The sequence below is a fragment of the Slackia faecicanis genome (genome assembly GCF_003725295.1).
Classification (GTDB): Bacteria; Actinomycetota; Coriobacteriia; order Coriobacteriales; family Eggerthellaceae; genus Slackia; species Slackia faecicanis.
Window position 1 is genome coordinate 1 of sequence record NZ_QICB01000003.1, and the last position, 22,741, is coordinate 22,741.

Below are 22,741 nucleotides of genomic sequence, written 5' to 3' on the forward strand. Positions count from 1 at the left end.
ACGAAGGCGGGCCCACGACGAAGGCGGGCCCACGACGAAGGCGGGCCCACGACGAAGGCGGGCCCACGACGAAGGCGGGCCCACGACGAAGGCGGGCCCACGACGAAGGCGGGCCCACGACGAAGGCCCCGGCCGCGATTCAGTTCCTGAATGCGGCCGGGGCCTTTTCTATGCGATGACGTACGTATGCTAGCCGTTCACGGGACGCCTGAAATCGGGCTCGGTGGTCAGAACCAGCGGACCGTCTTCGGTGATGGCGACCGTCTTCTCGAAATGGGCGCTCGGTTTGCCGTCGCGCGTGCAGACAAGCCAGCCGTCGGGCATCTGGCGCGTCTTATGCGTGCCCATATTGATCATAGGCTCGATGGCCAGCACCATGCCGGGTTCCAGGAGGATGCCGTGATGACGGCGGCCGTAGTTGGGCACGTTGGGGTCTTCGTGCATGTTGCGGCCAATGCCGTGGCCGACGTATTCGCGCACGACGCCGTAGCCTTCGGCTTCGGCGATGGACTGCACGGCGAAGCCGATATCGCCCAAATGGTTGCCGGGGCGCGCGGCGTCGAGGCCCGCCCACATGCATTTCTCCGTGGTATCGAGCAGCTTCTTCACCTCGGGAGCGACCTTGCCAACCGGGAAGGTCCAGGCGTTGTCGCCCACCCAACCATCCACCGTAGCGCCGGTATCGATGGAGATGATGTCGCCTTCCTTCAAAATGACGTCAGCGGAAGGAATGCCGTGGACGATCTGCTCGTTGACCGATGCGCAGATGCTGCCTGGAAAGCCGCCGTAACCCTTGAATGTAGGAATGCCGCCTTCGAGGCGGATCAGGGTTTCGGCCAAGCGATCCAACTCCAGCGTGGAGACGCCTGGACGCACATGGGAGCCGACCTCGCGCAAAACCTTCGCGGAGATACGGCCCGCTTCCTTCATGGCTTCGATTTCAGCCGGGGACTTCTTGATAATCATGTACTCGCCTTCTTCTGAATACAATTAAGAGGAGCCTTCTCGTTCAAGGCCCGTCGCAGTAACGCAGTCAATTCTAGCACACGCGCCCTTACCCACAAGTAACCTTGGGTGAACAAAAAAGACCCGCATAAAGCGGGTCTTTTCGAAGTAAGGCTTTGTTTTCGCTATTCGGCAGAAGCGAAGTTGCGAGAAACGGAGGGGTCGACGGCAATGCCGGGGCCCATGGTGGAAGAAACGGAGATGGACTTGAGGTACTTGCCCTTCGCCGCAGACGGCTTCATGCGAACGATCTCATCGTAGATGGCGCCGTAGTTCTCAGCGAGCTTCTCAGCCTCGAAGCTGACCTTGCCGATGATGACGTGAGCGATGCCGTAACGGTCGGCACGGTACTCGACCTTGCCGCCCTTGAGCTCGGCGATGGCCTTGGCGACATCCGGGGTCACGGTGCCGAGCTTGGGGTTCGGCATCAGGCCGCGGGGGCCGAGGATCTTACCGAGACGGCCGACCTTGCCCATCATGTTCGGGGTAGCGACAGCAGCATCGAAGTCGATGTTGCCGGCCTGGATTTCAGCGACCAGGTCGTCGGAACCGACGATCTCGGCGCCGGCCTCTTTGGCGGCCTCAGCGGCAGCGCCCTCGGCGAAGACGGCCACGCGGACCTCTTTACCGGAGCCGTTGGGCAGGGAAACCATGCCACGGAGCTGCTGGTCGGCCTGACGGGTGTCGATGCCGAGACGGAAGTGGACCTCGACGGTCTCGTCGAACTTGGCGGTGGAAACTTCCTTGACGAGAGCGAGAGCCTCGGCGGGAGCATAAAGCTTGCCGGCTTCGATCTTCTCAGCGGCGAGCTTCTGGTTCTTGGTGAGTTTCATCAATGAATCCTTTCGTGGTGTTGGCGGGTGGAAGAACCACCCTTCCACATGTCAGGTAGGCTATTCCTTGCCAGCGAGGATAGCGGCGAGCTTCTTGGAAGGCACGTAGGTCTTCTTCATCTCGCGGCCCTCGATGCGAACGCCCATGGAACGAGCGGTGCCGGCGACGATTTCCATAGCGGCATCGATGTCGTTAGCGTTCAGGTCGGGGAGCTTGATTTCGGCGATCTCGCGGAGCTGGTCGTTGCTCAGCGTGCCGACAGCCTTAAGCTGCGGAATGCCGGAGCCGCTCTTGATGCCCAGCTTCTCCTTGATCAGGACAGCCGCCGGAGGGGTCTTGCAGACGAACGTGAAGCTCTTGTCCTCGTAGACCGTGATCTCGACGGGGATGATGGTGCCGGACTGGTCCTGCGTAGCAGCGTTGAACGCCTGGCAGAACTGCATGATGTTGACACCCTGCGCACCGAGCGCGGGACCGACCGGAGGAGCGGGGTTCGCAGCGCCGGCGGGAATTTGCAGCTTAATGAAGCCGCTGACTTTTTTCTCAGCCATCTGTCTTCCTTACCTTACTGAAATTGCTACAACGGCCAACCGTGCGTGAGAAGCCCTGTCCACCCAGGCACGCAGGAGCCGGGAATAATCGAACTAAATCTTAGTCACCTGGTCGAACGAAAGCTCGACGGGGGTTTCGCGGCCGAAAATGGAAACCATGACCTTGACCTTGCCCGCCTCGGGCAGAACCTCGGAGATGGTGCCGTCGAATTCGGCGAGCGGACCGTTGGTGACCTTGACGGACTGGCCGACCTCGAAGGAAGACGTGGTCTTCTTCGGAGCGGCAGCGGAAGTGCGCTTCATGATCTTGTTGAACTCTTCGCGGGTCAGCGGAGCAGGATTGCCCTGGCTTCCCACGAAGCCCGTCACGCCCGGAGTGTTGCGGACGGCAGCCCAGCTGCGGTCGTCCATCTCCATGCGGACCAAAACATATCCGGGGAAAACTTTCTTTTCGCTTTCCACACGACGGCCGCTTTCTTTGATTTCAGTGACCGTCTCGGTCGGAATTTCGATTCCGAAAACGTTGTTCTCGAGACCCATGGTTTCGATACGGGTTTCGAGATTCTTCTTGACCTTGTTCTCATACCCGGAATAGGTATGGAGCACGTACCATTTTTTTGCCATGTTAGAGTCCTGCCCCTATGCCGGAAAGAGCAACGATCAAAGGGGTGACAATCAGATTGTCCAGAACGGCAACAAAGACGCCGAAAAACACCAAAGCGGCCACGACAACGCCGGACCAACGAAGAACCTCGGATCGAGTAGGCCAGGTAACGCGTTTGAGTTCTGCCTTAACCTCTTTGAAGAACTTAAAACGCTGTTTTTTAGGCTTGGCCTTCTTAGCATCCGCCTTCTTGGCCTGCTGCTGTTTCGCTGCCTCGGTCTTCTTGGCGGCTTCTTCGGCCGAAATGCCCTGAGCCTCGAGCTCGACAGCCTGCGCTTTTTTCGCCTGACGATGAGCGGAGGCTTTGGCTCGCTGCGTTTTAGACTTTTTCGCCATATTTTTTCTTAATCCCTAAATGCGGTTTCTTAATCCCTTATGCGGTTTAGTGCGGGACCGCACGATCGCTCTCTAGGATAAATGTCCCTAAACCCAAAACAAGCAGCTCGCGTTCCAAGCTGCTTGAACAAGCTGGCAGGCCAGGTAGGACTCGAACCCACAACATGCGGTTTTGGAGACCGCCGCTCTGCCAATTGGAGCTACTGGCCTGTTTTCCTTACCTTATCGAGTTTCCTTGTGCAAGGTGTGCGTGCGGCACCACTTGCAGTACTTCTTCATCTCGATACGATCCGGATTATTCTGCTTGTTCTTTTTGGTCGTGTAATTGCGGCGCTTGCACTCGGTGCAGGCCAGGGTGACCAACGTACGCATGAATTCTCCTTCAAGTTAATCGTTTTGTAGCTTGATGATTGTACACATAAGAGCAGACCTTGAAGAGAAGAGCCCGCCCGAAAGCGGGCTCTTCATCTAATCATCGTAAATCCAAGAGTTATTTGATGATCTTGGTCACGCGGCCGGAGCCAACGGTGCGGCCACCCTCGCGGATAGCGAACTTGAGGCCCTCTTCCATTGCGATCGGGTGAATGAGCTCACCGGTGATCGTAACGTTGTCGCCAGGCATAACCATCTCGGTGCCCTCGGGGAGGTGTGCAACACCGGTAACGTCGGTGGTGCGGAAGTAGAACTGAGGACGATAGCCATCGAAGAACGGGGTGTGACGGCCGCCCTCATCCTTGGTGAGGATGTAGACCTGGCCCTCGAACTCGGTGTGCGGGGTAACGCTACCGGGCTTGCAGAGAACCTGGCCGCGGACGATGTCCTCGCGCTTCACGCCACGGAGCAGGCAGCCGATGTTGTCGCCAGCCTGAGCCTCGTCGAGCAGCTTGCGGAACATCTCGATACCAGTGCAGACCGTGTTGGTGGTCTCACGGATACCGACGATCTCCAGCGGGTCGTTGACATGCAGAACGCCACGCTCGACACGACCGGTAGCAACGGTACCACGGCCGGTGATGGTCATGGTGTCCTCGACAGCCATCAGGAAGGGCTTGTCGGTCATACGCTCGGGGGTCGGGATGTACGCGTCAACAGCGTCCATGAGCTCCCAGACCTTCTCCTGCCACTCTTTGTCGCCCTCGAGGGCCTTCAGCGCGGAACCGCGGATAATCGGGGTGTCGTCTCCGGGGAACTCGTAGGAGCTGAGGAGGTCGCGGACCTCCATCTCGACGAGCTCGAGGAGCTCCTCGTCGTCGACCATGTCGCACTTGTTCAGGAAGACGACGATGTAGGGAACGCCAACCTGACGGGCCAGCAGGATGTGCTCACGGGTCTGAGCCATCGGGCCGTCGGTAGCAGCGATAACCAGAATAGCGCCGTCCATCTGGGCAGCACCGGTGATCATGTTCTTGACGTAGTCAGCGTGACCGGGGCAGTCAACGTGAGCGTAGTGACGGGCATCGGTCTCGTACTCGATGTGAGCAATGGAGATGGTGATGCCGCGCTCGCGCTCCTCGGGAGCCTTGTCGATGTTCTCGAAGGCGGTGAAGTCTGCGTGGGCGGTGCCGTGGGAACCGTCGTTGTCAGACAGGGTCTTGGAGATAGCAGCCGTCAAGGTGGTCTTACCATGGTCAACGTGGCCGATGGTACCGATGTTCACATGCGGCTTGCTGCGCTCGAACTTCTCCTTAGCCATTATTCCTCCTCTTGGAATGGTCTTACGACCAAATACTAACGTGATAAAAGACACGCGCCGTAAAGGCGCGTGCAAAAATACAAATGGTAGCGGTGACTGGATTCGAACCAGTGACGCCACGGGTATGAACCGTGTGCTCTAACCAACTGAGCTACACCGCCGTATATACTAACGGAACCTATTATTGATAAGCTCCATTCGTAGTAAAATGGAGCCCGCGACCGGACTTGAACCGGTGACCTCTTCGTTACCAACGAAGTGCTCTACCTACTGAGCTACACGGGCGAACTGGTGGGCGCGCTAGGATTCGAACCTAGGTAAGCATAGCTAACGGGTTTACAGCCCGTCCCCTTTAACCACTCGGGCACACGCCCAGTTCATCAAGGTGCTCGATGCGATATGTGTACTTATCAAGCTGCGGTTCGCGTTGCGGTTTTCGTTTCCGTGCCGCGAACGAAGTGCATAATACGCTAGCCGCAAAAGCGTGTCAACACTCTACACGCGGCCGGGCGTATCCATTCTCTAGCACCCCATTTCTCGGCATCTACCTGGTATTTTTCTTACACTGAATGTCAAATCCAGCCCATATTCGCCAAACTTCGCCAAAAAAAATTTTTTGGCGAAATAAAAAAATACGGGGTGATTTCCACCCCGTATTCCTTATTCGGCTTCGAAAAATTTCGTTCGAAACAAGCGCGAAGCCGTCGTTTCTTTTTTCGCACGGACGCGTTTTACACGTCGGCGTCCATATAGCGGTCGAATTCGTCAGTGACTTCTTTCGAAGGCTTCTCGGTCAGAAGAGAAACCACCACGATCGCGATCAACGCGAAGATAAATCCGGGCAAAAGCTCATAGACCGCGAAGATTCCGCCGAGCTGCTTGATGAAAAGATTCCACGCGATGACGGTGACGGCGCCCGTGATCATGCCCGCAAGCGCGCCCTGGCGGTTCGTACGGCGCCAATAAAGGCTGCACAGCATCAACGGACCGAAGCTCGCGCCGAAGCCCGCCCATGCATACGACACCACTTGGAAGATCGACGAGTTCTGGTCGAGCGCGATCAGGATGCCGAAAATAAGGATGACCGTCAGAGCCACGCGCGAAACGAACATGGTCTGCGCCTCGGTGGCGTTCTTGTTGATCAAGCCCTTATATAGGTTCTGCGCGATGGCCGATCCCGCGATCAACAGGTAGCTCGAAGACGAAGACATGGTGGCCGCGAAGATGCCCGACACCACCAAGCCGCACGCGAACGACGGAAGCATGATCTGCGCCAGCACGACGAACACCGATTCGGCGCTCGACGCCGTGAGAAACGCCGTCGGAATGGCGGCGCGGCCCACCAGGCCGATGCACACGGCGCTTGCCAGCGAGACGACCACCCACACGACAGCGATGATGCGGCTCTTCTTGATTTCCTTGGAGTGGCGCACGCTCATGAAGCGCACGAGCACCTGGGGCATACCGAAGTAGCCGAGGCCCCACGCCAGGCAGCTGACGATGGTGATGATGCCGGAGCCGTAGACCACGGCCTCGCCGAACACGGGCAGGCCGCCTTCCACGACCTGGTTGCCCGTCGCGTCGAGGACCGGGGACGCCTGATGCGTCGCGGAGAGGAATCCGGGGATGGACTGCAGGAAGGCGACCGTGTTGTCGACGCCGCCCGCCATGGCGACGCTGCCCACGAACACCACCACGAGCGCGCAGACCATGATCGTGCCCTGGATCAGGTCGGTGGTGCACACCGACAGATAGCCGCCGACGAAGGTGTAGACGAACACCACCAAAGCGCCCAGGATCATCATCGTGGTGTAGTCGAGCCCGAACAGCGTGGCGAAAAGCTTGCCGCACGTCACGAAGCAGCTGCCGCAGTAGATGCAGAAGAACAGCAGGATGATCAACGCGGCGACGCTCATCAGGACGCGCTTGTTGTCATGGAAGCGGTTGCTGAAGAAGTCGGGCAGCGTGATGGCGTTGCCCGCCACTTCGGAGTACTTGCGCAGACGCTTGGCGACGAACTTCCAATTCAGATACGTGCCGATGGCAAGACCGATCGCCGTCCACATGGCGTCGGAGGCGCCGGTGAAATACGCGATGCCGGGAAGGCCCATCAGCAGCCAGCCCGACATGTCCGACGCCTCGGCGGACAACGCCGTCAGCCACGGGCCGAGGCCTCGGCCTCCCAGAAAATAGTTCTCAGAACTTGCGTTCGACTTTTTCAGATAGAAAAAGCCCACCGCAAGCACGACGACGAAGTACAGGGCCATCGCAAGAACAACTTGGATGTCGTCTACAGACATCGTCCCTCCTCTCATGATTAGAACAAAAGCAATTGCCGATTATACGGTAAAGTAAGGCCGCAAAGACACGGGGTGCTTTATGACGCTAAAGCGCTTCCCCCGAACGGCAACCGAATCTAAAGGAGGAGACGAATGTCGTACGCCGACCTTGACAGGACGCAGCTCGAAGAGCTCCGGCGCGCCCTCGAACGCGAGTATGCCGACCATTGCGCGAAAGGCCTTTCCCTCAACATGGCGCGAGGAAAGCCTTCGGCCGCCCAGCTCGAGCTGAGCCTTCCGATGCTCGACGCGGTGAACGCGGCGTCCGAGCTGATCGCGCAGGACGGCACCGATTGCCGCAATTACGGCGTGATGGACGGCATCGCCGAAGCGAAGGCGCTCATGGGAGAAGTCATGGGCCACGAACCCGCCACGGTGTGCGTGTTCGGCAATTCGAGTCTCAATATCATGTTCGACCTCGTGACGCAGGGCGTGACGCACGGCTACCTGGGCGCCGCGCCGTGGAAAGACCTCGACGGCGTCAAATGGCTCTGCCCCGTTCCCGGCTACGACCGCCACTTCGCCATCACCGAATCCTACGGCATCGAGATGATTCCCGTGGCGCTCGGCGAAGACGGCCCCGATATGGACGAAGTCGAACGCCTCGTGGCCGACGACCCGTCGATCAAGGGCATCTGGTGCGTGCCGCAGTATTCCAACCCCAGCGGCATCGTCTACAGCGACGAGACCGTCCGCCGTCTGGCGTCCATGACGTGCGCCGCCGACGATTTCCGCATTTTCTGGGACAACGCGTACTGCGTGCACCATCTCTACGAAGAGCGTGCCGCGCACGTGGCCGACATCGCCCGGGCATGCGAAGAGGCAGGCAATCCCGACAGATATTTCGCCTTCGCCAGCACGTCGAAGGTCACCTTCCCCGGCGCAGGCATCGCCGCCGTGGCCGCCAGCGCCGCCAATATCGCCGAGATCAAGGCGCGCGTCGGCATTCAGACCGTCGGCTACGACAAGCTCAACCAGCTTCGCCACGTGCGCTTCCTGCACGACGCGCAGGGCGTGGCCGAGCACATGGAAAAACACGCCGCGCTGCTGCGCCCCAAATTCGAACTGGTCGACCGCATGCTCGAAGACGGCCTGGCCGATACGGGCTGCGCCGCGTGGAGCAAGCCCGACGGCGGATATTTCGTCAGCTTCGACGGCATGCCCGGCACGGCGAAGCGCACCGTAGCGCTTGCCAAGGAAGCGGGCGTCACCATGACGGGCGCAGGCGCCACCTGGCCGCATAAAAACGACCCGAACGACTCCAACATCCGCATCGCCCCCACCCTGCCCCCGCTCGAAGAGCTCGAGCAGGCCATGGAGATCTTCGTCTGCTGCGTGAAGCTCGCAAGCGTCGAGGTGCTTCTGGCCGCATAGGATCGCAAGCGCCGCGCATCATGCAGGCGCCGCGGCGTCGTGGATTCGCCGCTTTCCGCGCGATGCATTTCGAACCGCCTCCCGGTTTTCGGACGACGAACACGAGTCCGAAAACCGGGAGGTTTTCTTTTATATAAGGATGCTCTCTCTATATAGATAGAGCGACATACGTGTTTCGCCCAAAGAATCCGTCCGGAAGCAGGGTTACGCCCAGGAAAAATCATTTCGCCGAGGCAGCCTTTCACCAGGGCGGCTTAGCGCAGAATGGGACAGCATCGCCGCCGACGGACAAGGCCTGGTGCCTGGACGCATCCGCATCAAGCAACAAACGCGACGGATACCCGCGCCCACGGGCAGATTGAGGCGCTCGTGTCGGCGGAGGCCGCACACGGCTCTTCCTCTCCCCCGTAAAAGCGAACGGGACCGGAAACTTCCGTTTCCGGTCCCGTCGTCATTCGATTCGAAAGCCCCTCCGGCTCAAGAAGGCTCGTTTACGCCTCGGCGTAGACTTCCTTCAGCTTGAGCAGGTGCTCGTAGCGCTCGATCGCGGCCTTCTCGTTCTGCTCGAACAGCTCGTCGGCGCGGTCGGGGAACTCGCGCGTCAAGCGGCTGTAGCGGGCCTCGTTCATCAGGAACTCGCGGTAGCCGCCCTTGGGCTCCTTGGAATCCAGGACGAACTTCTTGCCTGCCGGCGCGGCGGGGTTGAAGCGGTACAGGTTCCAGTAGCCGCAATCCACGGCACGCTCCATCTCGACCATGCAGTTGGCCATGCCGCCCTTGATGGAATGCATCTCGCACGGCGAGTAGCCGATGATCAGCGACGGTCCGGGATATGCCTCGGCCTCGGCGATCGCCTTCATGGTCTGCGCAGGCTTGGCGCCCATGGCGACCTGCGCCACGTAGACGTAGCCGTAGCTGATGGCGATTTCGGCAAGGCTCTTCTTCTTGATGTCCTTGCCCGCCGCGGCGAACTGGGCCACCTGGCCGATATTGGAAGCCTTGGAGGCCTGGCCGCCGGTATTGGAGTACACCTCGGTGTCGAAGACGAACACGTTGACGTCTTCGCCCGACGCGAGCACGTGGTCGAGACCGCCGTAGCCGATGTCGTAGGCCCAGCCGTCGCCGCCGAAGATCCAGACGGACTTCTTGGCGAGATAGTCCTTATCGGAAAGGATGGATGCCGCCAGCTCGCTCGTGGCGTCCTGCGCGGCGACCGCCTTCTCGAGCGCGGCGACGTATGCCTCGGATGCGCCCTTGCTGGCCTCGGCGTCGTTGCGCGCCTCGACCCATGCGACAGCGGCGTCTTTGAGCTCGGCGTCGGCCACATCGGCGATCAGCTGCTCGGTTTCGGCGACCAGCTTGTCGCGCACCGCGTTCTGGCCCAAGAGCATGCCCAGGCCGTGCTCGGCGTTGTCCTCGAACAGCGAGTTCGCCCATGCCGGGCCGCGGCCTTCCTTGTTCACCGTGTACGGCGAGGTTGCCGCAGGACCGCCCCAGATCGACGAGCAGCCCGTGGCGTTGGAGATGTACATACGGTCGCCGAACAGCTGGGTGACCAGGCGGGCGTAAGCGGTCTGGGCGCAACCTGCGCAGGCGCCGGAGAACTCGAGCAGCGGCTGCTTGAACTGGCTGCCCTTGACCGTGGCGTCCTGGATCTCGGGCTTATCGGAAACTTCGGCGACGCAGTAGTCGAAGACGTCCTGCTGAGCCATTTCGCCCTCGGCGGGAGCCATGGACAGCGAGTTCGTCGGGCACTGCACCACGCACACGTTGCAGCCCATACAATCGAGCGGCGAAATGGCGAGCGTGTACTGCATGCCGGCTGCGGCCTTGCCCTTGGCGGGGATCAGCGTCGCGGCCTCGGGGGCGGCGGCGGCCTCTTCCTCGGTCAGCGCGAACGGACGAATGGTGGCATGAGGGCAGACGAAGGCGCACTGGTTGCACTGGATGCAGGTGGAAGCGTCCCACGTCGGGACGGACACGGCGATGCCGCGCTTCTCGTAAGCGGACGCGCCCTGTTCGAACTGGCCGTCGACATGGTCGACGAACGCGGAAACGGGCAGGCTGTCGCCGTCCATGCGGCCGACCGGCTCCATGATGGAGGTGACCATCTTGACCAGCTCGGGCTTGCCGGAATGAACGGCTTCTTCCTTCTCGTCGGAAGCGTCGAGCCAAGCGGCGGGAACCTCGATGCGCGTGAACGCCGTGGCGCCCGCGTCGATCGCGCGATGGTTGGTGTCGACGACGTCCTGGCCCTTCTTCAGGTAGGACTTGGTAGCCGCGTCCTTCATATAGCGGATCGCGTCTTCCTGCGGCAGAACGCCGGTCAGCGTGAAGAATGCGGACTGCAGAATGGTGTTGGTGCGCTTGCCCATGCCGATTTCGATCGCGAGGTCGATGGCGTTGATGGTGTAGAGTTTGATGTCGTTTTTAGCGATGTAGCGCTTCGCGTCGGCGCTCAGATGATGCTCGAGCTCTTCAGGCGTCCACTGGCAGTTGATCATGAACGTGCCGCCGGGCTTGACGTCGTAGACCATGGGGAAATCCTTCGTGACGTACGAGGGATTATGGCATGCCACGAAGTCGGCCTTGTTGACGTAGTAGGAGCTGCGGATCGGGGAATCGCCGAAGCGCAGGTGGCTGATGGTGACGCCGCCCGTCTTCTTGGAGTCGTACTGGAAGTACGCCTGCACGTATTTCTCGGTGTGGTCGCCGATGATCTTGATCGAATTCTTGTTGGCGCCCACCGTGCCGTCGCCGCCGAGGCCCCAGAACTTGCACTCGATCGTGCCGGGAGCGGCCGTGTTCGGGCAATCGGGATCCTCAGGCAGCGAAAGGCCCGTGACGTCGTCGACGATGCCGATGGTGAACTCGCGCTTGGGGTTTTCCTTGGCGAGCTCGGTGTAGACGGCGAAGACCGACGAAGGCGGGGTGTCCTTCGAACCCAGGCCGTAGCGGCCGCCCACCACGGTGATGCCGGAAACGCCCTCGATGGCGAGCGCGTTGACGACGTCGAGGTAGAGGGGCTCGCCCACGGAGCCCGGCTCCTTGGTGCGGTCGAGCACGGCGATCTTCTTCACGGTTTCGGGCAGGGCCGCGACGAACTTCTCGGTGACGAACGGGCGATACAGGCGGACCTTCACCAGGCCGACCTTCTCGCCGCGGGCGTTCATGTAGTCGATGACCTCTTCGGCCACGTCGCAGAACGAGCCCATGGCCACGATCACGCGCTCGGCATCGGGAGCGCCGTAGTAATTGAACAGCTCGTAGTTGGTGCCGAGCTTCTCATTGACCTGATGCATGTAGTCTTCGACCACCGCAGGAAGCGCGTCGTAATAGCTGTTGCACGCCTCGCGATGCTGGAAGAAGATGTCGCCGTTCTCATGGCTGCCGCGCATGGCGGGATGCTCGGGGTTGAGCGCATGGGCGCGGAAATCGCGGACGGCGTCCATATCGCACATGTCGGCGAGGTCCGCGTAATCCCACACGGCGACCTTCTGGACCTCATGAGAGGTGCGGAAGCCGTCGAAGAAGTTGATGAAAGGCACGCGGCCCTTGATAGCGGAAAGATGGGCGACGGCAGAAAGGTCCATGACCTCTTGGACATTGCCCTCGGCGAGCATGGCGAAGCCCGTCTGGCGGCATGCCATGACGTCGGAGTGGTCGCCGAAGATGTTGAGAGCCTGCGTCGCCACGGTACGGGCGCTGACGTGCAGCACGCCCGGAAGCAGCTCGCCTGCCATCTTGTACATGTTCGGGATCATGAGGAGCAGGCCCTGCGATGCGGTGTAGGACGTGGTCAGCGCGCCTGCGGCGAGCGAACCGTGCATAGTGCCGGCGGCGCCGCCCTCGGACTGCATCTCGCACACTTTCACCGTGGTGCCGAAGATGTTCTTCTTACCCTGGGCAGACCACTGGTCGACGAAGTCGGCCATGGGGCTCGAAGGCGTAATGGGATAGATGCCGGCGACCTCGGTGAACGCGTAGGAAACGTACGCCGCGGCGTTATTGCCGTCCATCGATTTGAATTCTCTCGTCATACCAACGCTCCTTTGAAACAAGCCTGCGCCGTCTTCCCCGGGCCGCGAGCTTTCCGCCGTGTAAACGAACATACCGCGTTATGGTAGCGCGAGCGCTTTAGTCCGCGCGAGCGGGGCGCTTGGAGTGGGTTGAGCGTTCGGCAAACGGTGCGCCCTGGAATCCACCGACGCCGACGACCGTTCGCTGGCAGGAATTCGCGCATTCGGGGCGAACCGCGCGTCCGCGGCGCGAGACGAGACAAAAACGGGATGGCGCCTTCGCATTCAAGCGCACCGTTTCGAAAGGGTTTGCCGAGCGGGAAAGCATGCCGCATCGAAGAGTCTCGCCGAGCGGGAAGGCGAACCGTACTGGGGAGCCTCGCCGAATGGGAAGGGGGCCGACGCGTTTCGCCGCCCGCGGCGCCGCGACACGTTCCCATACGGCGACGGGGGCCGAAGATCGCGTCTTCGGCCCCCGTCGGAAAAGTTCGGCGCGCAGCGCTTTGCATTAGGCGCGACCGAGTTCTTCTTTCAAAAGAGGAATCAGGCGGTCGAACGTGTCATCGACCGTTTTCTTCTTCAGCTGGCACTCCCAGATAACATGAACGCGCCAGCCCTGCTCTTCGAGGATGCGCACATTGCGTTCGTCGCGTTCGACGTTACGTTTGAATTTCGGAACCCAGTATTCGAGATTGGTTTTCGGCATGGACGGATGGCAATGAGGGCACCGGTGCCAGAAACACCCGTTGACGAAAATGCACACCTTCTTGCCCGGATAGGCCACATCGGGCCTTCCCGGCACCTTCCATTGAAGGCGATACCCGGTCAGCCCGGCTTCGCGCAGGCGTTGACGCACCACCAATTCGGGCTTGGTGTCTTTGCCCTTATTGCCCTTCATGCTTTTGCGCACGGCAGGGGCGACCTTGCTTCGCGGCGGCGGGGCGGCATGAAGAATGCAGCGGGTGGTGTGCGCGTGTACTCTTATATAGGTACGATGCTCGCGCTTCACCGACACCCGCCAAAGGCCCGTTTTGCCGGCAGCGCGAACGCGAACGGCGCCGAGGCTTTTGCCTGCGGCGCCGCGAAGCGCATGGATTCGGCAGAGGGGAGCCGGGCCGCATTCGATCCTGCGCACCCGCTGAGGCACGCGTCCGCTAACGATCACGGCCGCCTCTTATATAGGAGACGATGAACGAGATGCCGGCGACCGTCAGGGCCAAGCCGAGTCCCGTGTAGAAGAACGCGATGAACCATTCGGGCAGGACGCCGCTCGCACGCAACGCGATGCCGCCGCCCATCATGATCGCCATGATGATATAGCCCTTCTTGTCGAAGAAATGCCATATCTGCTTCTTGTCTTCTTCGAAACCGCGGATACGTTCGGAGTGTTTCTTCACGAGCTTCTTGAACACGAACAGATGGAACATGAGGAACACGACGAGGGTTCCGAGCAAGACCCACCATACCAGGTGGTCGTGCGTCAAGGCGCCGATGCCGATGTTGCCGATGTTGCCGCCTGCGACGATCCAGACGAAGCCCGCGACGAGGAGGAGTTTTTCAGTCGATATCTTCATGCCACCGATTATATACGGCACTCCATTCGTGTCGTCCATCTTCACATGAACAACGTTCATTTTTAAAAAGTCCAATGGAGCGGCTTGAATACCGCCCCATTGGAATGAAAACCGGGAATTATCGCAAACGCTGTTTCGCCAATTCGGCACATGCCTCATCGATGCGCGAGCGCAACGAGGCGACATCGCCCCGATCGAACGAATAACGCACGACGCACGGCTGGTCCGGGCGGGCGGCATCGGGCCTTTCGACCCGGACGAACAGCGTTTCGACGCTCTCGAACCCGCGAGACAGCGCCACATACGAATAGCAGCTCGCCTGCAGCTCATGCTTCGCATGCAACGCCTCGGCGCCTTCGTCATCGGAGCCGCCGGTCTTGTAATCGACGATCAGCGCACGGCGCGGCTGCCCTTCCTCATGCTTCCACGACGCGAAAAGGTCGATCGAGCCCTCGAGGTAGCGGATCGCCGCGCTTTCTTCGCAGCGCTCCCCTCCCTCCTCGAGCGAGATGAAGAACGGCAGTTCGGCGCAGAGCGCATCGGCGCGGTCGCACGCTTTAGCGACGTCGCTCGAGAACCAACGCTCAAGAGCCGCCTCGAGACGCGGCAGGGAAGCGTCATGCAGCCCGCAGCCGTGCGCGATGGCACGAATGCGCTCGCGCGACGGCATGGCGAGGGAACCCCGCGACCTGTTGCGCGCACGCACCGCCCATTGGGCGCACAGATGAAGCGCGGCGCCGAAATCGGTCGCTTTGTCGGCATCGCGCAAAAGGTCTTCGCCGAGAGCGTCCCAGAATTCCTCATCGAGCGATGCGGCCGATTCGCCCGCTGCGATCGAAGAATCCGACACGAAGCACGACGTATCCACGCCGCCCGCCTCGGCAAGCGCCGAATAGCTCGCTACGTCGCCGCGCGAACCCGCAAGGCGCACGCCCTTTCGTCCCTCGCGTTCGCGAAGACGCGGGATCTCGACCGTTTCATCCGCCTCGCCGCATTTGTCGGATTCGCAAGGCCCGCCTTCCCGATCGGCGTCGAAATCGGATTCCTCCGCATCGATGCGTTCGATGCGGGCGGGAGCGCTGCCGCCGAAATCGACGAAGGTCTCCCCTTTTTCGAAATCATCGAGCCCGAACAGCGCGCTGCGAATATCGTCGTAGATGCCCGATTCGGCGTCGATGCCCGACGCATCGCCGTTTTTTGCAGGACGAGCGCTTGTCATGGCCACGACGAGCGCTTCCTTAGCGCGCGTCAGCGCCACGTACAGAAGGCGACGACGTTCTTGCAGTTCCTGCTCGGCTTCGTGCTCTTTCAAAATTTCGCGGCGTGCAAGCGGCGTTTCCGCGCGCTCGACGGCTTCGACGACGCTGTCGAAGCGCCCGTCGTCGAACGGCATGTATTCGCTCTTCATGGCTTTGGCGACAGGCGAAGACGGCGAGACGCCCGATACCGACCGACTCGGGAGCAGGCCGACATACGCCTTGCCTTCGAGCACCGTGCAGGAAAACGCCGACGAACGAGGCTTGGATACGGCCATCTCGGCAAGGCCGACGATGGGAAACTCGAGGCCCTTGCTGGCATGCACGGTCATGATGCGCACGAAATCGCCGCCCTTGGCGGACAAAGCTCCCGGAGGCTCTTTGGCGATGGCGATATGCGAAGCCATTTCTCGCGCGACCGACGACGGACCCGTCGCGCCGGATTCCTCGATGCCTTCCACCAAGCGGATGGCCTTCAAGACGTTGGCCGCGACCGACTGCCCCTCCGCGCCGCGCTTCTCCAGGCGGGATATCCAGCCCGACTCGACGACGGCATCGGCCATGATCGCCGAAACGGGCCTGACCCCCGCATCGCGCGCAATGCGATCGACCACGCCCGCAGCATGCGCGAGCTGCGGCGACACCGCATCGGTCTGTTCGCGTACCGCTTCGGCCACGGCATGAAAGCCCTTGTCGAGGCTGCGGCGGCGCAATACTCCCGTAGCATCGTCTTCATAGGTGGACAAAGCAATGAAATCATCGGCGGACAGGGCGAACATCTCGCTTGAAAGAACCTCGAACAACGCCGAGGTGGCGTGAGGATTGGCGATGACCTCGGCCAAGCGCTGCATGATGCGCACCTCGGGGGCCGACGCGAAGATCGACCCGCCCGCGATGACGCATGCGAACCCTTCTTCGCGCAAAGCGCGGGCATAGATTCCCGCATTGGTCATGCGGCCGAGCAGAACCACCATATCGCCCGCCTCGTGGCCGGCTTCGCGTAATTCGGCGAAACGGCGCGCAATGCGGCGCGCTTCGAAAAGAGCCATATCGCTGCGGCTGATTCCCTTGCGCTCGGGGTAGGTGCTCAGGAACACGTCGACGCGGCCCGGTCCACCCAAAAACGGGCGCCTCACCGATTTTTCGTCGCGCGACGGACGAAGCGACATGAATTCTTTGCCGAAGACGTTCGGCTGTTCGAACACGCGATCGACCAGCTTGAGCACGTCGCCGTGACTGCGGAAATTATCAGGCAGCTCGATCAGGCCTTCGGGATTCGTTTCCGCCACGCTGGCCAAGTGGTTCTTATACACCTGCACGTCGGCGCCGCGGAACCGATAGATGCTCTGCTGAGCATCGCCGACGGTGCACAGCCTGCAAGCGCCCGGCCCCGCCATACGCTTGATCATATCCACCTGAAGCTGGTCGGTATCCTGGAATTCATCCACCATGATGATGCGGAACTTGTTCTCGTATTCGCGCGCGATATCGGGATAGAACGCAAGCGCCTGGGACGCCTTGATCAGCAGGTCATCGTTATCGAGCAGGCCGAGTTCGGCCTTCTGGCGCGCATACGACTCGAACACGATGGAGGCAAGGCCGAGCAGCTCGCCGAGAAGCGGCTCGGCGATAAGGCAGCGGGCTTCCTGGATGACCGAAGCGCACGACGCCTGGAGGTCTTTGACGACCGCCTTGTATTCCTTCGTGCCGAAACGCCCCGACGGCCAAGGACAGGTATTGAAAAACGAAAGAAGGCGCTTCGCGTCATCGGGCGCGGCGCTCGATGCCCTTTCGAGAAAGTCATCGGCGCTTTGCAGCCAGGCATCGCGGGAATCGCCCGCCTTCTGAGCGAGGGCGATATCGCGCGCCTCTTCGATAAGCTCGACCATGGAGTGCAGGAGCTCCGAGGCGCTGCGGCACGACGGAGGCTTTCGGAAGCATCCGCATCCTTCAGGATTCGCCGATGCGACGCGCACCAGCGAAAGAACCATGTCTTCGACGGAATCGGACGAACGCGCGCCCGCGCTGCGCGCCGCATACTCCGAGAACAACGCATTGAACCCGCCCGGCGAAACGAATTCGTTTTCGCTCGACAGCGCCTTTTGCACCGACATGCGCAGCATGTCGTCGGCGTGGGCCGGATCGAGCACCGAAAACGCGGGGTCGATCCCGAGTTCGACCGCATGCGTGCGAAGGATGCGCGAACACATGCCGTGAATGGTAGAAATCCATGCGTCATCGACCTTCAAGGCCTCATCCGCCATGCCCTCTGCACGCAAGGTCGCCTTCACGCGCGACTTGATTTCGCCGGCGGCTTTCTCGGTGAACGTGATGGCCATCACCTGCTCGATGCCGTCGAGGAACGCGCCGCCGTCGGCGGCCGATCCGGGCAGAAGCGCCCAGGCGATGCGCTGGGTGAGCGTGAAGGTTTTTCCGCTGCCGGCGCCCGCCGATACGACCAAGGGAGCATCGAGCGTTTTGACGCACTTCAGCTGGCCCGGTTTGAAGCGATTCAGATTCATCGAGCTATCCCCTTCTTTGCGGACAGGAAATTTCAGGACAGTACGAGCAGGCGCCGGATGCGAGCGGGATCGGGGCGATCATGCCCGCCATAAGGCGCTGCAACGCCTCGGCGATACGCGACTCGGTGGCATCGAGCAGATCGTGGAAATGCGGTCCGAAATCGCCGCGATACACGCAGGTCTCGGCACGCAGGCCCGGCACATGGGCAGGTTCTATATCGCAGCTCAACGCGCCCGAGACCTTCGGCAGCCTTCCGTATCCGACGTAGAGCGCACCGACCACTTCGAAACCGAGCAGACGACGCACCGCCTGCGCATAGATAAGCGTCTGCACCTTGCCCTGCTTCATGGCCGAACCTTTGCTTTCGGGTTCGTACAGGTCGTAATCGGGAGAAAGCGAGCTTTTGTAGTCGATGATGACGGCGCGGCCGCGCGCGTCGACATCGATGCGGTCGATCTTGCCGACAAGCTTGCAGCCCGCGTAATCGAACGCCTCGTGCACGGGAATCTCGTATTCGAATGCATAGGGCGAAAAATCGGGAAGCAAGCACGCCTCGCGATCGAGAAAACGCTTCAACCGGTCGCACAGGTCGTCCACCTCGCGTTCCTCGAACACGGAAACGGGCACGAGCCTGTTGCTCGACGGCTTGCGATCGAATTGGGACGCACGCTGCTCGACGAGGACTTCGTCCATGACCGCCCGCGCCTGTTCGAGAGTCGACTCGTCGACCTTAGCCGCGACGCCCGCCTGGAAGCGACGGTAGAACTCCTCGAGCGCGCCGTGGGAGAAATCGCCCATTTCAACGGCGCCGAAGCCCTCTTCGATATCGTCGAGGCGAAGGCGGCGCAGCGCGAACCATTTCTGGGGGCATTCGAGATAGCTTTCGATCTGCGACGCCGAGAAGCACGGCTCGTTCACGATAAAGCCGCCTTTGCCGATGCGTGGAAGCATGATCGAGCGCTTCGCCGACTCGGACTCGATGCGTGCTATCGTGGGGGCATCGACGCGCGCGGCGCATTCGGGATTGCCTTCGCGCAGCGAAGCGTTTTCCTGCAGCAGCTCCTCGCCTCGTTCGATCAGCCCCTCCATCAGGCAGGGAGGCAGCGTATAGCGGTTGTCGACCTCGTCGGCATCGGTGGGGTCGGCGCGGAAGCAGTCGACGAATTCTTCCACCGTGGCCGCAGGATACGTCGGGCCCGCTTCTTCGTCGTTCAAGCGCCTCTCGATCACCAGGGCGTCATGCGCCCTGCCGACCGCGGCGGCGAATGCGCGGCGCATATCGTCGAGCGCATAGCGCGGACGCGCCACGCCGAGCTCTTTCGCGAACGCCGAAGCGGCGTCGTCGGCGTTTTTCACGGGGAACGAAACATTGTCCATATCGCACATGACCACGGTATTCCATACGCGGTCGCCCGCCGACTCGATGCGGCGCGCATCGACCACCATGACGCAAGGCTCTTCCGCGCACGTCGCGCGCGATGCATCGACGCGCAAGGCATCAGCCGCCTCGACCACCGCGCGCGCATCCGCTCCGACGCATCGGGCCGCCGCCATAAGGTCGCGCAACGCGCCGATCGCAGCGAGCTGCTCGGAAACCGTAGGCTCGTCGAAGCCGAGAGCGCGCGACCTGTCTTCGAAATAGCCGAGCAGCGCATCGGCATCGGCCGAATCAACCAGGTCTTCGAAGTATTCGAATGAACGGGACCTGGTGCGAAGCGCATCGAGGCAGGCCTCGCGCGTCATGAGCCTATCGCAGCGCAGGCGGGCGTCGAAATCGTACGCTTCGGCGCTCGACAGGCCCGAAAACGGATTGAGCAGGAAATCGGCGCATGAGGCTTTGTCGGCCTCGAATCCGTGCATGATGCTATGGACCGCGAAATAAGCACGGCCGAAATGCGTGTCGCGAAAGGCACGGCGCGCGCTGACGCCGCACGGAATTCCCGCACGTTCGAGCGGCTCCACCAGCGATTCGTATCGGGCGAGCGGATCGCGCGCCGTTATGAGAACGCTTCCCTTGGACGCATAGCCCATGACGGTATCGGCAAGAAGATACGGCTCGGCGTATCTGCCCGAAGGAAACGCGAAGCGCAGATCGACGCCTTCTTTCGGCTTTGCGATGCGGCCGCCGAACGACGAACGCGACTCGACCGAGCGAAAACATGAGGCGGCGAGCTTTTCCTGCGCAGCCGTCAGAACCACGTCGTAGACGACCGCTTCGTCGGCGGCCGGAAGACCCGACGCGCGCTCGGCCATGATGCGGCATGCGCGGCCGGCATCGACCAGCGACGCGACGGCAAGCACCCGCTCATAGCGGCGCAACGCCTCGACAAGCGGCTCGAAGCGCGAGGGCACCTGGCGATCGCCGCGCAAGGCGTCTTCGAATTCGTCGGAGCCGAGCGCTTCGTCGGCAAGACGGACCAGAAGGCGCACCATGCCGAACGTGCACGGAAGACCCGCGCCGTCGCTCGAATCGAGCGCCGCATACAGCGCCATGACCCGCTGCGCCCGCGACGCGATCCGACGGCCGTCGCCTTCGAGGGACCAGGCATCGGCCACCCACGAGCCGACCGATGCGACGGATGCGGCGAAAGAATACGGGTCGTCGGACGCTGCGTGACGACGCCTGAAAGCAAGCGCCTGCGCACTATCGGGGAACAAAACGGTCAACACTTGAGCGGCCTCCTTCATATCGGAAGCCCATTATAACGCACAGGCGGCAGCGAAGCGCCCGTTTCTCAAACATTTGTTCGTAATAAGAGAAAGAGCCGCGCATGAAAACAAAATGCCCCTCCGCGTCGCACCGATGTGCGCGCGAAGGGGCGATGTGCTTCGCCGGCGAACCGACGAAATCGGAAACAATGTGCGCGGAGGCTTCCTACGCGGGGACGACCTTGGTGACGCCCGGGACGTGCTCTTTGAGGATACGCTCGACGCCGTTGGCGAGGGTCATCTGGCTCATGGGGCAGCCCTTGCAAGCGCCCTGAAGCTCGACCACCACGACGCCGTCTTCCTGAACGTCGACCAGGGCGACGTCGCCGCCGTCAGCCTGCAGGCTGGGACGGATGAGGTCGAGAACGCGGCTGACCTGTTCTTTATCGATAGCCATATCGATACTCCTTTTCGCTTAAAGAATACGAATCGTTGGAATTGTATCCCGATTCGACGCGCTGCGCGACGGCAGACGCGACGCATTCGGGCTGCGATGCAAAAAACGCGCCGCCCTTGCGAGCGGCGCGCACTAGATCATGCGGCTTAGAGCTCGTTGACCCACAGGCCGTGCAGATTGCAGTACTCGTACACCTTGACGGCGGCGTCGCCCTCGGCCAGGACGAACTCGGCCTTCGGCTCGTTCTCGGCGGTGAGCTGAGCGACCTGGTAGCCCTTCTCGGTGACCAGGACGACGAACTGGATGAGGTGCTCCTCGGTCATGGGATGCTCGACTTCGCCCACCTTGACGCGAACGACGGAGCCTTCGGCCTCGACGACGGGAACGTGCTTCTCGACGGCGGCGTCGACGGAACCGGCAACGAGCTCGACCATCTTCTCGCCGCAGCACATCACGGGAACGCCTGCGTCGACGACCTTGATGACGATGTTGCCGCAGTGCTCGCACTTGAAGAATTTGATATCCATGGTATTGCCCCCTTAATCAAGCAATCTTGTTTACACCCGATATGTTACTTCTTTTGTGACATATCGGGAAGCCCCTCTTGGGGCAGCTTCATTGTAACCGCATAAATCAGCAAAGCCACGCCCGCAATGATCAAAGGAACCGAAAGGAGCTGGCCCATGGTCAGCCAATCGCCCCAGAGATAGCCCAGCTGGGCATCGGGCTCGCGGATGAATTCGACCAGGAAGCGGAACGTGCCGTACATGGCGAGGAACAGGCCGATGAACGTGCCGCGCGGGCGCGGCGGGTTCTTGCGCGACAAGGCATAGAGCACGCAGAAGATCACGACGCCCTCGAGAAGGGCCTCGTAGAGCTGGGACGGATGGCGCGGCATCGAGCCCGCGGCACCGCCGAACACCACGCCCCACGGCAGGTCGGTCGGCGCGCCCCACAGCTCGCCGTTGACGAAGTTCGCGCAGCGGCCGAAGAACAGGCCGATCGCGCCGCCCACCGCGCCCATGTCGGCCAGCGTGAGGAAGGGGATGTGCGTGATCTTCGACGCAACGACGCCGCCCAGCAAAACGCCGATCAAACCGCCGTGGAAGCTCATGCCGCCCTTGTTGAAGGCGAGGATCTGGTCGGGATGCTGCAGGTAATAGCCGTCGCCGTAGAAAAGCACGTAGCCGAGCCTTCCGCCCAAAATGACGCCGATCACGACGCAGATGACGATCGTGAAAAACGCGTCCTCGCCCACGCGCACACGCCAGCGCCGCGAAACGTCGAGCAGCACGACGGCCGCGCAGATGAAGCCCGCCACATAGGCAAGGCCGTACCAGCGGATCTGAAACGGCCCGATCGCAAGCGCCACGGGGTCGAGCATCTGATAGATATCGTTGAGCATCGGCTTCCTTTCTTCCATGAAAACGCCGGGTCGCGCAAGCGCGGCCCGGCGTTGCAAGCGCC

17 protein-coding genes and 4 tRNA genes are annotated in these 22,741 nt (G+C 61.4%); 1 reads left to right on the forward strand and 20 read right to left on the reverse strand.

The annotated features are described in order from the left end of the window. Positions 1 to 189 precede the first annotated feature (189 nt). The 12 genes from map to putP form a co-directional block, all read right to left on the reverse strand. Complete coding sequence (gene map / locus DMP07_RS04925) at positions 190 to 966, reverse strand: type I methionyl aminopeptidase (RefSeq protein ID WP_123198056.1); 777 nt, start codon at positions 964 to 966, stop codon at positions 190 to 192. A 164-nt stretch (positions 967 to 1,130) separates the two neighbouring features. Then, on the reverse strand, positions 1,131 to 1,838 hold the full coding sequence (rplA, locus tag DMP07_RS04930) for a 50S ribosomal protein L1 (RefSeq protein WP_123198057.1): 708 nt from the start codon (positions 1,836 to 1,838) through the stop codon (positions 1,131 to 1,133). 60 nt (positions 1,839 to 1,898) lie between these two features. Further along, positions 1,899 to 2,390 (reverse strand): 50S ribosomal protein L11, encoded by a 492-nt coding sequence (rplK, locus tag DMP07_RS04935; RefSeq protein ID WP_123198058.1) that lies wholly within the window; start codon positions 2,388 to 2,390, stop codon positions 1,899 to 1,901. A 93-nt stretch (positions 2,391 to 2,483) separates the two neighbouring features. Further along, positions 2,484 to 3,014: a transcription termination/antitermination protein NusG gene (nusG, locus tag DMP07_RS04940; protein ID WP_123198059.1), complete on the reverse strand. Its 531-nt coding sequence runs from the start codon at positions 3,012 to 3,014 to the stop codon at positions 2,484 to 2,486. A gap of 1 nt (position 3,015) precedes the next feature. Then, entirely contained in the window at positions 3,016 to 3,390 is a 375-nt protein-coding gene (gene secE, locus DMP07_RS04945) for a preprotein translocase subunit SecE (RefSeq protein WP_123198060.1), read from the reverse strand. A 133-nt stretch (positions 3,391 to 3,523) separates the two neighbouring features. Then, a tRNA-Trp gene (locus DMP07_RS04950) sits at positions 3,524 to 3,600 on the reverse strand. Positions 3,601 to 3,612: 12 nt separating this feature from the next. Then, complete coding sequence (gene rpmG / locus DMP07_RS04955; RefSeq protein WP_123198061.1) at positions 3,613 to 3,762, reverse strand: 50S ribosomal protein L33; 150 nt, start codon at positions 3,760 to 3,762, stop codon at positions 3,613 to 3,615. Between the two features lie 118 nt (positions 3,763 to 3,880). Beyond that, entirely contained in the window at positions 3,881 to 5,083 is a 1,203-nt protein-coding gene (gene tuf / locus DMP07_RS04960; protein ID WP_123198062.1) for an elongation factor Tu, read from the reverse strand. Between the two features lie 84 nt (positions 5,084 to 5,167). Next, positions 5,168 to 5,244, reverse strand: a tRNA-Met gene (locus DMP07_RS04965). Between the two features lie 48 nt (positions 5,245 to 5,292). Further along, positions 5,293 to 5,368, reverse strand: a tRNA-Thr gene (locus DMP07_RS04970). Positions 5,369 to 5,372: 4 nt separating this feature from the next. Beyond that, positions 5,373 to 5,457, reverse strand: a tRNA-Tyr gene (locus DMP07_RS04975). Between the two features lie 357 nt (positions 5,458 to 5,814). Then, on the reverse strand, positions 5,815 to 7,383 hold the full coding sequence (gene putP, locus DMP07_RS04980) for a sodium/proline symporter PutP (protein ID WP_123198063.1): 1,569 nt from the start codon (positions 7,381 to 7,383) through the stop codon (positions 5,815 to 5,817). 132 nt (positions 7,384 to 7,515) lie between these two features. On the opposite strand from putP, the gene DMP07_RS04985 reads away from it, so the two are divergent. Continuing rightward, entirely contained in the window at positions 7,516 to 8,796 is a 1,281-nt protein-coding gene (locus DMP07_RS04985) for an aspartate aminotransferase type Ic (RefSeq protein WP_123198064.1), read from the forward strand. A 491-nt stretch (positions 8,797 to 9,287) separates the two neighbouring features. Here DMP07_RS04985 and nifJ read toward each other — a convergent pair whose 3' ends face one another. From nifJ to lgt, 8 genes are all read right to left on the reverse strand, one after another. After that, entirely contained in the window at positions 9,288 to 12,836 is a 3,549-nt protein-coding gene (gene nifJ, locus DMP07_RS04990) for a pyruvate:ferredoxin (flavodoxin) oxidoreductase (RefSeq protein WP_123198065.1), read from the reverse strand. Between the two features lie 487 nt (positions 12,837 to 13,323). Then, complete coding sequence (locus tag DMP07_RS04995; RefSeq protein ID WP_244594871.1) at positions 13,324 to 13,725, reverse strand: very short patch repair endonuclease; 402 nt, start codon at positions 13,723 to 13,725, stop codon at positions 13,324 to 13,326. 244 nt (positions 13,726 to 13,969) lie between these two features. Next, entirely contained in the window at positions 13,970 to 14,449 is a 480-nt protein-coding gene (locus DMP07_RS05000) for a hypothetical protein (protein ID WP_244594872.1), read from the reverse strand. Between the two features lie 58 nt (positions 14,450 to 14,507). After that, positions 14,508 to 18,167, reverse strand: a complete 3,660-nt coding sequence (locus DMP07_RS05005) for a UvrD-helicase domain-containing protein (RefSeq protein ID WP_123198067.1) — start codon at positions 18,165 to 18,167, stop codon at positions 14,508 to 14,510. Positions 18,168 to 18,171: 4 nt separating this feature from the next. Beyond that, positions 18,172 to 20,838 carry a PD-(D/E)XK nuclease family protein gene (locus DMP07_RS05010; RefSeq protein ID WP_161957032.1) on the reverse strand — a complete coding sequence of 889 codons (2,667 nt, stop codon included), beginning with the start codon at positions 20,836 to 20,838 and terminating at the stop codon, positions 18,172 to 18,174. A gap of 205 nt (positions 20,839 to 21,043) precedes the next feature. Further along, positions 21,044 to 21,274: a NifU family protein gene (locus DMP07_RS05015; RefSeq protein WP_009139334.1), complete on the reverse strand. Its 231-nt coding sequence runs from the start codon at positions 21,272 to 21,274 to the stop codon at positions 21,044 to 21,046. A 146-nt stretch (positions 21,275 to 21,420) separates the two neighbouring features. Next, positions 21,421 to 21,801 carry a desulfoferrodoxin family protein gene (locus DMP07_RS05020; protein WP_123198069.1) on the reverse strand — a complete coding sequence of 127 codons (381 nt, stop codon included), beginning with the start codon at positions 21,799 to 21,801 and terminating at the stop codon, positions 21,421 to 21,423. Positions 21,802 to 21,845: 44 nt separating this feature from the next. Next, complete coding sequence (lgt, locus tag DMP07_RS05025; protein ID WP_123198070.1) at positions 21,846 to 22,679, reverse strand: prolipoprotein diacylglyceryl transferase; 834 nt, start codon at positions 22,677 to 22,679, stop codon at positions 21,846 to 21,848. Between the last annotated feature and the right edge of the window lie 62 nt (positions 22,680 to 22,741).